At 47.7% G+C, this 14,552-nt stretch carries 10 protein-coding genes; 4 read left to right on the forward strand and 6 right to left on the reverse strand.

Going from position 1 to position 14,552, the window contains the following annotated elements:
* Positions 1 to 37: 37 nt before the first annotated feature.
* Together OSQ85_RS13025 and OSQ85_RS13030 are read right to left on the reverse strand one after the other, a co-directional pair.
* The gene (locus tag OSQ85_RS13025) at positions 38 to 424 is read right to left on the reverse strand and encodes a hypothetical protein (protein ID WP_265823676.1); all 387 of its coding nucleotides are present in this window, start codon (positions 422 to 424) and stop codon (positions 38 to 40) included.
* A gap of 49 nt (positions 425 to 473) precedes the next feature.
* Positions 474 to 2,024, reverse strand: a complete 1,551-nt coding sequence (locus OSQ85_RS13030; RefSeq protein ID WP_265823677.1) for a diguanylate cyclase domain-containing protein — start codon at positions 2,022 to 2,024, stop codon at positions 474 to 476.
* 177 nt (positions 2,025 to 2,201) lie between these two features.
* Between OSQ85_RS13030 and OSQ85_RS13035 the strand changes: the two genes are divergently transcribed.
* A complete protein-coding gene (locus OSQ85_RS13035) occupies positions 2,202 to 3,494 on the forward strand; it encodes an MFS transporter (protein ID WP_265823679.1) in 1,293 nt (430 codons plus the stop codon).
* A 136-nt stretch (positions 3,495 to 3,630) separates the two neighbouring features.
* A complete protein-coding gene (locus tag OSQ85_RS13040; RefSeq protein ID WP_265823681.1) occupies positions 3,631 to 5,283 on the forward strand; it encodes an AMP-binding protein in 1,653 nt (550 codons plus the stop codon).
* 163 nt (positions 5,284 to 5,446) lie between these two features.
* Here the strand turns inward: OSQ85_RS13040 and OSQ85_RS13045 are convergent, their stop codons facing one another.
* The 4 genes from OSQ85_RS13045 to OSQ85_RS13060 form a co-directional block, all read right to left on the reverse strand.
* Positions 5,447 to 6,568, reverse strand: coding sequence for an HD domain-containing phosphohydrolase (locus OSQ85_RS13045; RefSeq protein WP_265823683.1), 1,122 nt, complete (start codon positions 6,566 to 6,568; stop codon positions 5,447 to 5,449).
* Entirely contained in the window at positions 6,561 to 7,778 is a 1,218-nt protein-coding gene (locus OSQ85_RS13050) for a response regulator (protein ID WP_265823684.1), read from the reverse strand. Before OSQ85_RS13050 ends, OSQ85_RS13045 begins: the two co-directional genes overlap by 8 nt.
* 4 nt (positions 7,779 to 7,782) lie before the next feature.
* On the reverse strand, positions 7,783 to 10,275 hold the full coding sequence (locus OSQ85_RS13055; RefSeq protein ID WP_265823685.1) for an ATP-binding protein: 2,493 nt from the start codon (positions 10,273 to 10,275) through the stop codon (positions 7,783 to 7,785).
* A 230-nt stretch (positions 10,276 to 10,505) separates the two neighbouring features.
* Positions 10,506 to 11,507: a YeiH family protein gene (locus tag OSQ85_RS13060; protein WP_265823686.1), complete on the reverse strand. Its 1,002-nt coding sequence runs from the start codon at positions 11,505 to 11,507 to the stop codon at positions 10,506 to 10,508.
* A 95-nt stretch (positions 11,508 to 11,602) separates the two neighbouring features.
* Between OSQ85_RS13060 and OSQ85_RS13065 the strand changes: the two genes are divergently transcribed.
* Entirely contained in the window at positions 11,603 to 12,490 is an 888-nt protein-coding gene (locus OSQ85_RS13065; RefSeq protein ID WP_265823687.1) for a LysR substrate-binding domain-containing protein, read from the forward strand.
* 198 nt (positions 12,491 to 12,688) lie between these two features.
* Positions 12,689 to 14,359, forward strand: coding sequence for a LuxR C-terminal-related transcriptional regulator (locus tag OSQ85_RS13070; protein WP_265823689.1), 1,671 nt, complete (start codon positions 12,689 to 12,691; stop codon positions 14,357 to 14,359).
* Positions 14,360 to 14,552 lie beyond the last annotated feature (193 nt).

Raw genomic sequence — 14,552 nt, forward strand, 5'->3', positions numbered from 1 at the left:
GCGGAAACTTTTTTCCGCCCCGTGCTGTGCGAAAGTGTTATTCAGTGACGGGCTGAGGTGCAGGAACCGTGTCTTCTTCAGCTCCGAATCCTGTTCCGTCTCCGGGCATGGGGTGTGTTCCGTCACCGGGGCCGAACCCTGTTCCGTCACCGCGGCTTTTTCCGCTTTCGCTGCTGCTGCCGTCATGGTCTCCTGAGTCCTTTCCTGAACCTGATTCATGGGAAGAGCCGCCATTGCCCCCGGACGAACCTGAATCATTCGATGACCCGCCGTCGGACGAACCGCCTTTTCCGCTGCCGCCTGATGAACCTGATTCGTGGGATGAACCGCCTTTCCCGCTTCCGCCGCCCATTTTTGCGTAGCTCACGCCTGCCGCCGAAAACACCAGCATAACCGCAGCCATTAGTGAAACAATTTTTTTCATGTCCGCCTCCTTGTTCTTCTGTCTCCATAACGGGAGGGGAAAAGAAAGGTTACAGACTGCTGAAAGAAAATAAGCAGTTTTTCTTTTTCTTGGCCTCGTAAAGCGCTTTGTCAGCTTCCAGAAGCAGTTTTTCCTTTGTGTCTCCGTTTTCTGGAATCATTGAGCAAAGACCAATGCTCACAGTGAGAATCTTATCCCTGAAAGCTGCCGCGTGTGGTACAGCAGCGTTCCGAACCGCATTCAGAATATCTTCGGCTATCTTGCCTGAACCTGTCAAATCTGTATCGGGGAGAAGGATTATGAACTCCTCTCCGCCGTATCTGGCTATTATGTCAGTATTTCTTTTAAGGGCGGATTTTATTATCTCTGCCATACGGGCTATGCATTTGTCCCCGGCGCTGTAGCCGTAGTCATCGTTGTATAGCTTGAAGTCGTCAAGATCGACGATCAAAAGACCGAGGGGGCGTTTAATCCTCTTGGCCAGATTCCACTCGTAAAGGAATATTTCGTCAAAGAACCTTCTGTTGGCTATGCCTGTGAGCTTGTCAGTCTTTGAAATTTCCGTGAGGTTCTTCTCCATTGAGTCATTCTTTTCAGCTATTTTTCTTAAAGAGGAGTCTGTGATGCGGAGCTCCGCAGGCATATAAAATGACTTTTCCTTTATAATATTTTTGCCTTCGGCCGCTTTTGAGGAGAATACAGCCAGCCTTTCCGCCGGTTTTATCACCAGCCTCTTCATGGCGTATATGGCGGCAATGAACAGGATAAGGGATATGGCTCCGTAAGCGGCAGCGGAAATCAGCATAATGCGGTTAATGTCTGTATTAACTGTTCTTTTTACATGGAAAAACAGGCTCAGCAGCGGTTTTCCGCTGAGTTCCTTGAGGGTGAGGCTTATTTTTGCGGTGCTCGGCGAAAGCAGTTCGACAGAGCTTATGCTGTTTATGCCTTCTTTAACATACACTGATGATGAGGTGATATTAACTCTGGATGTTCCGCTCTCAAACCCGTAGCCCGAATAAAGCTCTGTGAGAAACTCCTTATCCAGCACATGCCCCATGAATACGAAACCCACTGCCGGCTGCTCCGGGCTGGCTGTTTTTACCGGACTCACGCTCAGCATAACGGGTCTGCCCGCTGAGGGCATGCTGAGTATCATGAATTTTCTGTTGCTGAATGCCAGTTTTTCTATCTCGCTTTTATTTTTGCGGATAACTCGTACAAGCTCCTCTGCGTACTCCCCGCAGTCCTCTGTGTATGATGAATGGTATTCCGAGTAGTCCCTGAGCAGGAAGATGATGAACTGGGTTCCGATCTGGCTGAACACAGAATCCGAAAATCCGGTGTTTACGAACAGCGGGTTTCTGTCTGTGAGAAACTCATAGGTCTCCTCCCTGCTGCCCCAGTCTGCGGTGAAGGAGTTATAGTAGCTGCCTTTCTGCTCTATTATCCCTGCCAGAAGGCCTGCTGTGTCGGCGTAGCTTCTCAGTTCGGAATCAGCGGAAACCGAGTGAACAAGCCGGAACGGAATAAAAAGAAAAAAAACCGGTAAAACCGTAACAAAAACAAGCACTGCCGTAATAATGCTTTTCAGACGCATTGTGTATCTCCGAATTACAGACATACTACATGAAAAAAAACGGTTTTTAAATTCAATTTACGGAATGGGGGAGAAAGAAAACTTTGAAGTTTTTATTCATAAATATTATTCTGAGCAGTTGCCCGCTTCGGACAGTTCCGCGGCAGGCGTTATTTTCTCTTAAGAGGGCGTATTTTCTTGAAAGGCACTTTCCGTTCACTTCGTGTTTTTAATTATAAAGTCTGGGCATACGGTGCGCTTGTGTCCAATATCGGCACATGGATGCAGCGCGTGGGGCAGGACTGGCTGGTGCTTACCGAACTTACTGACAATAACGCTACTGCTGTGGGCATTGTTATGGCGCTCCAGTTCGGCCCTCAGCTTCTCCTGCTGCCTGTCAACGGATTTGCAGTTGACCATTTCGACAGGCGCAGGCTGCTTATTGCCACTCAGGCGGCCATGGCTGCTCTGGCGCTGGGGCTTGGGATTCTTGTGGTAACTGATCTGGTCAGGCTTTGGCATGTTTACATATTCGCGTTTCTTCTCGGCTGCGTGACAGCCTTTGACACTCCGGCGCGGCAGACCTTTGTCTCCGAACTGGTGTCAGAGGAGGATCTTTCAAATGCCGTTGCCCTTAACTCCACCTCTTTTAACGCAGCAAGGATGATAGGCCCCGCCGTGGCGGGTTTTCTTATCGCCTCAATAGGCTCCGGATGGGTATTTCTTATGAATGCAGCCACATTCTGCGCTGTGCTCTTCTCTTTGAGCATAATCAGGAAAAGTGAGCTCAGGGAAAGCGTCAGGGCGGATTATGTTAAGGGCAGCCTTCTGGGCGGCATATCATACATACGCAACAGGCCTGATCTCAAAACCCTTATGCTGATGTTTTTTCTCATAGGTACATTCGGGCTTAACTTTCCCATCTTCATTTCCTCTATGGCGGTGATGGTGTTCCATTCCGATGCGCATGAATACGGCATACTCACATCCATGATGGCTGTCGGGTCTGTGGCGGGAGCTCTGCTTTCCGCACGGCGGGAGCGGCCTAGGATAAGTTTTCTGATGGCCGGAAGCTTTGTTTTTGGTCTGGGGTTTGTTGTTGCCGCCGTGATGCCGCATTTCCTGCTTTTCGGCGTAGCTCTGGGACTCATAGGCATAGCGGCGCAGACGTTTACCACCACGGCAAACAGCACCGTGCAGCTTACCACCGAGCCAGCCATGCGGGGAAGGGTGATGGCAATAGTTTTTGCCCTTGCCTGGGGCGGAACACCCCTCGGCGCACCTCTGGTGGGGTGGATTGCAGATAATTTCGGCCCCCGTGCGGCTATGTCGGTGGGTGCGTTTTCCGGTTTTTCAGCCACTGCTGTCTGCCTGTATTACCTTATCAGACACAGAGGCCTCCGTTTCAGTCTTGAATCCGGCAGGTTCGCTTATATTATAAACAAGCCGGAGTATTCGCCTGAGAAAGCTGCCCGGAAAGGGGAAAGCTGAAGAGGAAGTCACTGAACCCTGCGGGTTGCGGTGTTCTATTTTCTGCCGGGATTAAATTTTCTGTTGTACAGGTAAACTGAATTTGGTAAAACTGGACTGAATTTATTGGGTTACCCCCTTTCACAGGAGATTTATAATGTCAACTTTCGAGATGATCACCAAAACATTCGGAGATTTTCTTAATGAAAAAGCCCGTACTCAGCCGGAACATGAGGCTGTTATTTATCCCCTCCGCGGCATAAGGCTAACCTATAAACAGCTGGACGACAAAACTGATCTCCTTGCGAAAGGCCTGATGGCCATGGGCGTGAAAAAGGGTGATCACATTGCCGTATGGTCCACCAACATACCTGAGTGGATAGACATGCTCTTTGCATGCACGAAGATAGGCGCAGTGCTTGTCACCGTTAACACTCTTTACCGTACCAGCGAGCTTGAATATGTGCTTAAACAGTCAGACTCCACACACCTTTTCGTGATGGAGGGCTTCAAAAATATCAACTATACCGAAACAGTTTACGAGATAATGCCCGGTCTGAAAGACTGCAATCCTGATAATGAGTTCATGTTTGATAACCTTCCGTTTCTCAAAAGGGTTGTCTACATAGGGGAGGACAGCCGTCAGGGTATGCTGCCGTATGAAAAAATATATGAACTCGGCGCGGGAGTGAGCTTTGAGGCTCTTGAGGCGGTCAAGAAGACGCTGGATATACATGATGTAATCAACATGCAGTATACCTCCGGGACAACAGGCTTCCCCAAGGGCGTGATGCTCTCACATTTCAACATACTCAATAACGCATACGCCATAGGGCAGGGGATGAACTTCTCCAACGCTGACAGGCTCTGCATTCCTGTTCCTTTCTTCCACTGCTTCGGCGTGGTTCTCGGCATAATGGTCTGTATAAGCCACGGGGCGGCGATGATTCCTGTGGAAACTTTCAACCCTGTCACAGTTCTTGAGTCCATAGAAAAGGAAAGATGCACCGCCGTGCACGGTGTGCCTACTATGTTTATATCCATGCTTCAGCTTCTTGAGGAACAGAAGTTTGATGTGAGCACTCTCCGTACCGGAATAATGGCCGGATCTCCATGCCCGGTGGAGGTGATGCGTCAGGTTATAGACCGAATGAACATGACGGACATCACAATTGTTTACGGACAGACCGAAGCCTCCCCCGGAATGACGCAGACTATGTACTCAGACAATGTGGACAAACGCTGTGAAACAGTAGGCAAGGAGCTCCCCGGTGCTGAGGTGATGGTTGTTGACCCTGAAACAGGGCTTGAATGCCCTGCAAATGTTCAGGGAGAGATATGGGGCAGGGGCTACAACGTTATGAAGGGCTACTACAAGATGGAGGAAGCCACCAGAAACGCCTACAGCCATGACGGATGGCTGAAAACCGGGGATCTCGGCGTGAAGACCGGGGACGGGTACTTCAAAATAACCGGAAGAATAAAGGATATGATAATCAGAGGCGGGGAGAACATTTACCCCAGAGAGATAGAGGAGTTCCTCTACCTTCACCCGGAGGTTGAGGATGTTCAGGTTGTGGGTGTGCCCGACAGGAAGTACGGTGAGGAGACCATGGCGTTCATACGGCCGAAAACTCCCGGCATGCGTCTTTCAAGGGATGAGATTCATGCCTTCTGCAAGGGGCGCATAGCAGACTATAAAATTCCCCGCTATGTGGAGATGGTAACCGACTACCCCATGACGGCCAGCGGAAAGATACAGAAATACAAGCTCCGTGAGCTTGCTGTGGAAAAACTGAAACTGGGATAAAATGAAATCCTCCTCCTGTCCCCCTTTGTCAAAGGGGGAAGTTGTTGCAGGCGAAACTAAAACACCCTCCTTTTGTAAAGGAGGGCTGGGGAGGATTTATGCAAATACAGACTTTTTACTTTTGAAATGACTTTATCAGCACGCTGAGCCGCCTCCGGGCGGCTTATTTTATCTCTATCAGCACGCTGACAGGCTCCTTTACCCCGACAGATCTGCCGTAGTTGCTCAGGCGGTATATGCTTGCTTCGCTGAGCACCTGCCCTTTCTTGATAAGGAGGATGCGGTCTGTGGTTTCTATATCCTCCATAACCACCATGCCTTCCCTGAGATCCCGTATGAACAGCGAACGCTGTACGAAGTTGTCCTTCGGTGAGACAACCTTTTCGAGTATCTCTATAAGTTTGATGTCATAGAGTGCGGGCTTCTCCTTGAGCAGGCGTATTGCCTCGTAGATGTCCGTGCCCCCCTTGGAGAGTATGTCAAAATCGTTTATAATGCGGATTATTCTTGCGCCTATGGGGATCTTGCTTCTCTCCGCTTCGGTAAATGACTGCTTTTCTATAAGCTCCGCAACAACCTCCATTCTGGGAATGTTTTTAATAAGCTGAGCGCCTACTTTGGGCACTTCGGAGTAGGCAGCCTCCTCCGCGGGAGTAAGCTGCTTGCCGGAATAAACCTTTTCCATCGTTTCAGCGGGGATTGCTGCGCAGCCTAGTTTGGAGAGCATTGCCCCCACCTCTATCTGCCATTTGTTTTCTATGTTGAGGTTTCTGAGCATGAGATGAACCACGCGCTTGATACGCTCGCTCTGACCGAATGCCACAGGGTTTGTGATTGAGAGAACATCCGTAAGAACCTTTATGCTTCCTTGCAGAGTGCCGCGCAGAAGCTCCTTCTCCGCTACAATCAGCTGATGGTGCTCAAGGCAGGCATCTATATTTTTGGACAGCACGTCAGGCGGGCAGGGTTTGGTGAGGAAACGGAACACATTTCCGTCATTCACCGCGGAGATTGCCGTCTCAACATCGGCATAGCCTGTAATCAGCATTCTCACTGTGTTTTTACTGAGCTCATAAGCTTTGGCAAGAAACTGCACACCGTTCATCTCCGGCATTTTGAAGTCAGAAATTATTACCGCAAAAGGTTTTGAAGCATTTCCCTTAATCATCTGGAGCGCCTCCGCCGGGGAGGAGGCAGTATGAACATCATATTTCAGGCGGAAGGAGCGCTTGTATGAAGACAGAATATTCAGATCATCATCCACAAAGAGAATCCTGTTATTCACCGTAAACCTCCGCGCATATCTTTTTACAGGTTTTTTCAAGTTCCGCCATTTTGTCAGTGAGGTTCATTCTGTGTACGTATATATCGTCAATAAGGCGCACCGCATAGTTCTCGTTCAGCTTCACCAGTCTGTGCTCAAAAACATTGCCCAGATAAACAGATGTGAGCACGCTGGAGGATTCGTCAATGGAGAGGTTCGGACAGTGGTGCAGGTGAACCGCCTGGATGACTTCCTCGTCAAATCCCCAGAGACTGAGGAGATAAGCTCCCACTTCGGCGTGGGATGTACCGATAATCTCCTTCTCCATCTCCCAGATTGATTTGTTCTGCTCTCTGGCTTCGTCCACAACTACTTTGTATGTCTTGTTAAAGTTAGTAATAAGAACAACCTTGCCTATGTCATGGAGCAGACCTGCGATTGATGACATCTCCGTATACTGCTTGCTTTGGCCTATCTGCTTTGAAATGGTCTTTGAAAGTCTGGCAACAAGAAGGGTGTGGTTGCGCAGAAGATCGAGGTTAAAGTATTTTATCTGCCCTGTTTTTATTTCGGTGAATATATGTTCGTTAACTATAAAGCTCCGTATGGTGTCCGCACCGAGAAGTGCTATGGCTTTCTCAGGGCTGGTTATTCTGTTTATCAGTCCGAAGAAGGAAGAGTTCACCAGCTTGAGGATGTTGGCGCTCATTGAACTGTCCTCCGCAACTATGCGTGCTATGGCTGCCACGGAGTAATCAGGGTTTGACATCTCTTCGCTTATTCTCTGGAAGGTGACGGGCATGGTGGGGAGCATAGAAATGCGCGATACGATTCTTTTTGCTTCCTCATTGTGCAGAATCTGGCGGAACTTGAGAGCCTGTTCGATTGTTTCCACAACCATGTCCGCATTGCAGGGCTTGGTGAGGAACTGGTGCGCCAGTTTCGCCGCTTCCACCAGCATAGTATGCTCCGAGTGCCCGGAAAGAACGACTCTGAAAACCTTCGGGTAGGTGCTGCAAACTTCTTTCAGCAGTTCAAGTCCGTTCATACCGGGCATAAGCATATCTGTGATGATAACCTGAATCCTGCTTTTTTCCAGTATTTCAAGAGCCTCTTTTCCGCTTGATGCGAAATGCATGTCCCATTGATCCTTCATTTTAAAGAGCATGCGTTTCAGTCCCTGAAGAACATTCGGCTCATCATCCACAAAAAGCAGCCTGTATTTTTCCATTAACCTATGCCTCTGTAGCTTTTATTTTAATATAGAAGGTTGTTCCTTCCCCCACCACTGACTCGAAATAGATCTGTCCGCCGTGCTTTTCCGTGATTATGGTGTGGCATATGGACAGTCCCTGCCCTGTGCCCTTGCCGACCTCTTTTGTGGTGAAGAAGGGGTCAAATACCTTATCTGCTATGGAAGGGGGTATGCCGCAGCCTGTATCTCTGACTTTGATTACGGCAAGCCCGTTTTCTATGACGGTTGTAATGGTGACTGTTCCTTTCCTGTTCAGCCCCGCATTTGCTTCTTTAATGGCATGGGCGGCGTTGACAAGCAGGTTAAGGAGAACCTGATTAAAGTCAACAGGGTTTCCGAGAATTTTAGGGTTATCGGGGGATAGCTCCAGCACCACTTCCGCATGGTATTTCCATTCGTTTCTGGCGACTGTCACCGTGTTCTGAACTGAGTTGTTTATATCAATTATAGACTGCTCCTCAGCGCCGGGGTGAGAGAACATCTTCATCGCCCGCACAATGGAGGAAACCCTTTCAATGCCCTCCAGAGTCTGCTCAAGGGCAAGGGGAACCTCCTCTTTGATAAAGTCTATTTCAAGCATCGGCTTGAGTATGTCAAATTTTTGTCTGGTTGCCGGATCTGTCTCTTCCAGAGTCTTTTCAAAGGCGTTATAAAATTTCAGGAAGCTTTCCATGACATCCTTGATGAAGTGGGTATTATCGCCAATGTACTGAATCGGTGTGTTTATTTCGTGTGCTATGCCCGCTGCGAGCTGACCGATGGACTCCATTTTCTGGGCTATGGCAAGCTGGCGCTCCAGCATTTTTTTCTCGGTGAGATCAAAGAATATAATTGCGTGATGAAGGTTGCCCTGCCACTTAACCTGAAGCACTGACTTGCTGACTGGTATGAAGGTATTGTCATCGAGTGTGATGATGTAGTCCGTATGTGTGTCCGGAGTGTCTCTTGTGCTGCATATGAACTGCTCGCAGTTTTTGCCCATGAGCGGGCCTGTGCCTTTTTTAAGCAGCTTATCCGCTGTGGCGTTGGAGTAAACTATCGTCTGCGTGTCGGGGTCAACAAGCACAATCGCCGCCTGAATACCGGTAAGTATCGAGTCAAGGAAAAGCCTGTTCTCCTCAAGCTCAAGGACTGCCAGTGTGCGGTCGGTTATATCCTGAATAATGCCGTTCAGCTCTGTGAACTTCCCGTTGAGGAGCACAGGTTCAGCGGATATATTTACATACTTTACCGTACCGTTTACCACGAGCCGGACATCTATGGAGTAGGGCTGGAAGTCTTCCCTGATCTTGTTTCTTTTGCTGAGAAGTTTAGCCCTGTCATCCTTGTGGATTATCTCAAAAAGGTTTTGAAGGCTGATTGAGTTGCTGGGTGCTCCGGTGATGTTCATGGCCTCAGCAGACATGTGATAAGTATCTGTGTCTATTTTGTGCACCCAGCTTCCGACTTTTGCAATGTTCTGTGATTTGGTGAGAAGCCTCTCACTTTCCTCAAGCTTTATCTGCATTTTTTTATTCGAGAGAGTGATGCCGATGCTTACGCTGATTCGCTCAAAAAACCGGATGATTTCTTCTGTAAAGGTTCCTTTATCCCTTGAGCAGATCTGCATAGCACCTATGACTTTGTCCTGTGCCGAAAGCGGAATGAGCGCCAGGGAGCGGTACTTGCTGTTGAGGTCGATGTGCACCAGCCCCAGGCTCTCCAGAACATCACGGTACTTATTCACTGTTTCCGGAAGGTCGTTGCTCCAGAAGCTGCCGCCGTAGGTCATGAACGGGTAGTCTTTGAGTTCCTGCCTCTTGTTAAGCACAATCTCGCATATGCATGATGAGCAGCGGCTGTCCGGCGGAGTGCCGTTTTCGTTCTCGCATGCAACTTCGCACCTGCTGCTCAGGGTATCCTCAGGGTTTACCGACTCAAAAAATGAGAACCCTTCATCATCCAGAACCCTGATGGCAACTTCGTCATACCCTGTGTATTCCTTTACGATAAAGAGTATGTCACTGGTAATATTTTTGAATGATTCCTGCTGGTTCAGAAGTTCAAGGATCTGTATGGCTAGCTGGAGCTTATTTTTGTGGCTCTCATGTACTTTCTCCCTGTTTATGGAGCTCAGAGCGAGGCTGAGGTGAACTTTGATCACATCCGCAGCCATAGGGAGACGTATATAGTAGTTGGGGTTAAACTCAATCTCATCAGGTTCCGGATATTTTCCGCTGCTGTCTGCGACTATTACCGGCAGGGAGCGGTGCTCGCAAAAGCTGAGAAGTTCGCTGAGATCTTCCCATGAACAGTTTGGGGTAAAGTGATAAATAATGACAAAGGGGGATGTTTTTCTGTAAGCTTTTTCTAGCTCATAAACGGATGAGAAAATTCTTTCAGGCTCATACCCGGCCTGAACCACAAGAGAAGTAAAATCATTTTTTTCTGCCGCATCTTTATTAAATACGACCAGTCTGTATTCATTGACCACTGCGCACCGCCTGAAAACGGCAGTCAGCCTTCAGGCTGCTTCTGCATTTGTGTTTTTGGATGTGAATATTCATATTCTACTGAAATACATGGAATTTTCAAGGCGAAATCGGCACGTTGCGTAAACTGTTAAGTTTGTTGTCAGGTGCAAGTTCATGCCTGACAGTAGTTTGGTCGGCTGAACCTTTTTTCGGAACTGTTAATTGAACGCTTGATTACTGAGAGTGCATTTTATCCTGTTATATTTATTATAACCATGTTGATAAGATAGCCGCCCGCAGTCAGCCATATAAACATTGCAGCCGCGCAGACAAGAGGCGCAGCGCCTACGTTTTTAATTTTATCCGCTCTTGTTTCTATGCCCAGTGCTGCCATGGCTGCTGCCAGCATGAAGGTATCTGCTGTGTTGACAGCGCTGAGCACAGCCTGCGGCAGATCAATGAAGGTATTGAACGCTGCTGCCGCGACAAACATCAGCGCAAACCAGGGAATCTGTATTCTGGCGACTTTATTTTCCCTATTCACCATTGCGCTGAGGATCAGGAGAAACGGCGCAAGGAGCATTACCCTGCCAAGCTTTGCTATCACAGCGGTTTCAGGCGCATGAACCGCTTCCCCCGCTACCACGGCCTGAGCAGCTTCATGTATGGTTGAGCCTATGTATATGCCGAATTCGTTTGCCGTCATGCCGGAAAAACTGAAAAAAACAGGATAAAGAAACATGGCAAGAGTCCCGAACAGCACAACTGTTCCCACTGCTGCGGCTGTTTTATGCGGTTCGGGTTTGATCACTGCCTCTGCCGCCATGACTGCTGCCGCTCCGCATATGGAGCTTCCCGCGGCACAGAGAATTGCGGTGTCTCTGTCCATTTTAAGGAGCCGGGCAATCAGCAGGCCGACGGCAAATGTTGATATAAGCATTGCCGCATCCGCCGTGATGCCCGCTGCGCCTATTTCTGCTATCTGCGTGAATGTTATGCGGAAACCGAACAGAATAACGGCAAGTCTCAGTATTCTTTTCTGACAGAATGCAAATCCGCTGTTCCATGATGAAGGGATAAATCTGCCCCCTGCGTTCCCCGCCGCCATCCCTATGATTATGGCGATAACCACAGGGGAGAGCCCTGCCTCTTTTATGAACCGGACACCTGCCGCCAGATATGCCGCAGCGCTGAGAAGTGCAATAAATCCCACTCCTTTTATCCATCCGCTGTTTATGCGTGTTTCTGCCATTGCTCTGCCTCGTTATTAAGATTATGCTTGAAATATAGGCAAAAACTAATATAAGTAAAATATAATGATTTGATTATTTTAATAAGGAAAAGAGAATGAATATTACACTAAGGCAAATTGAAGTGTTTCTTGCTGTTGCGAATTTCTCTCATGTGGGCAGAGCGGCAGAAGCGCTGAATATTTCACAGTCAGCGGTGAGTATGGCGCTCAGCCAGTTTGAAGATACTGTCAGCGAGAAGCTGTTTGACAGGTCTTCCAGAAAAATTTTTCTTAATGATGCAGGGAAAAAGCTTCTTCCGTTTGCCAGAAAAGCCTTTGAGGCGGCAGCAGAGGTGGAGAATTTCAGGAGCGACGGGAAGATAAAGGGCAGGCTGAAAATCGGAGCCAGCACCACCATCGGAAATTATCTTATGCCCTTTGTCATAGGCGGCTTTGCAGAAAAATTTCCCGATACCGAAGTTGTGATGGAAGTGGCTAACACCGCAGTTATTGCCCGCGGGGTGCTGGAACATGAGCTTGACCTGGGCTTTACCGAGGGTCCTGTAGATGAAGATGAAATTACAGAGTTTTTTTGGCGGAAGGACAGGCTTACTGTTTTTTCTCCGAAAAGTTTTATTGAAGAAAGTTATAAACCCGACAGACCCGTCTGGATAATCCGCGAGAAAGGGTCGGGAACCAGGGAGGTTTTTGAAGCTGCAATGTCAAAAGCCGGAATTGGATTTAAGATCAAGATGGAGCTGGGGCATACCGAAGCTATTAAGAAGGCCGTGGAGGCCGGGCTGGGTATAGGCTGCCTGTCGGAACTCGCTGTAAGCGGGGAGATAAGCCGAGGGGTTTTCCGGCGGCTCTATTTTAAGAATGCGGATTTTTCAAGGAACCTTAATATCATCATAAGAAAAGATAAGCACCTTACAGCCTCAATGAAGGCATTCATAGATTACTGTTTAAAAGAGGACATAAAAACAGCCGGGTACCCCGATTAAGTGCCCGGCTGTTTTGTATGTAAGGGGAGAGAGAACAAGTTGCTAAAGCTTGTCCTTTCTATGTTGATGTTTTTATAATATTTTAGTTCGGATATTTTTTCAATTTTTTTATGTAAAAATGTCCGGAGTATATAATGCCTGTTGACACAAAAGGGTTCCGGGACGTTTTTAGTAAACAGGCGGAGTGAAGCGTTTAATATGGAATTCAACTTAAAAGATTTTATCATAAGCAAATCAGAAATAGTAATGGCGAGGCTTGAAAAATCATTTTTTGAAGCGGGCTATTCTGAGATTGCGTCCGGAAAGCTGTCAGAGCGTCTTAGATATATAAACGAGCTTCTTAGTTATTTTGACTCCCCCGCAGCACCAGAAAATGTGCTTATGGCGGGCAGTTCCTACAGTTCCCCTGTGTTCGAGGGAGTTCTGGGTATTTCTTCATCACTGCGCTCCTCCGGTATGTCTCTGAGCGCCTTCCTCGGTGTACTTAAAATAACTTTTGCATGTTTTGAGTCCGTAGTGGAAGAATCATCTGCGGAATTTAATCAGCATTATGCGGAGCTGATGAGATTTTTCAGGAAAAAGGCGGATGTTCTGGAGCATGCCGTTGTCAGTGAATGGGTGAACGCTGGAAGCAGAAGCACAAACACAGCGCTCATGGAGGCGAACAGAAAGCTCACTGTGGCGCAGAGCAGATATGAAAAAATCATGGAGGCAGACGGCAGCATTATAATATTTTTTGCTGAGAACGGTGTAATAACCGACTCCAATTTCAGGGCTAAGTACGCCTTCGGGGAAGACCCGGCAGGGCACAATATTATGGAGTTTCTGGGTATAAACGAAAATAACCTCCAGTCATTTATAAAGAAATACGGCGAAGCCCGGCACGAGATCCTCATGGACAGCCAGTATTTCTCCGTCCGCCTGATTCCGCTGGGGAGCGTTAATACAGGTGTTATAGAATATATGTTTATATTCCATAATATTACCGGAATGGTGGACGAAAGGAACTATCTTGAGGAAGAGGTAATGAAAAGGATGGAAGAACTGGAAGGCTCCAGAAAGTTTTTCGAATCTGTTTTTTCATCTGCCGGAGACGGCATAATTATCTTCGATTCAGAGAATAATTTAGTGAAAGTTAATAAAAAAGCCTGCGGAATGTTCGGTGTGAAGGACGGTCAAAGCTGTATAACCAGCATGAATGAGCTCTTCCTTACCGGAAACCAGAAGCTTCTTTTCAGTATAACCCGCCAGCTTAAGGAATCCGAAACTTGGGACGGAGAAATGGAGATGACCGGAATGAGCGGCAGATTTTCAGCGTTTGTGACGCTCAACAGGTTTGATGTGGATGAAAACGTCTACTACTCGCTGATAGTCCGAGATATATCGTTTCTCAAGGATATGGAGCGTGAGCTGGTTGACGAGAAAAAGCATGTTGAGGAAAAGAATATTGCTCTCAGGAATATTATCCAAAGCATAAGAGGACAGGATGATGATCTCCGCTCTGAAATGCTTTTTAAAATGGGAAGCCATATACTTCCTCTTATGGAGCGCCTCCGCAGGGAGAAGGATGACAACGAAAAGGGGCTTCTCTACTCTGACATATGTGAAAGCATATTCGGTCTGCTTGATAAGGACAGCACCAAAAACCATGCAGGGGAGGTCTTTGCCAAGCTTTCCCGTACGGAAGAGCGCATATGCAGGATGATTGTCACCGGCTACTCCACAAAACAGATAGCCGATGAGCTTTTTGTTACTCACGATACTGTTCAGACACACCGTAAAAATATCAGAAAGAAGCTTGGTATAAACAATAAGGATGTCAACCTCTACACTTACCTTAAGAATCTGTCCATCTCAACGGAGCAATAGTCATTATTAATCACCAGTATCGGATAGAGCCTACCCGATCCCTACCCGATCCCTACCCGGTTTTTAACGGTGTTCATAAGCGCCAATAACCTCTATAGTATATTTAACATGCACTTGCGGGTGTTTAGTTTATTACACAAGGAGGAAGTATGCGCTACCTGTCGGTTAGTTGTATGCTTGCGTGTCTTCTGCT

This window comes from Geovibrio ferrireducens, from assembly GCF_026226615.1.
Taxonomy (GTDB): Bacteria; Chrysiogenota; Deferribacteres; order Deferribacterales; family Geovibrionaceae; genus Geovibrio; species Geovibrio ferrireducens.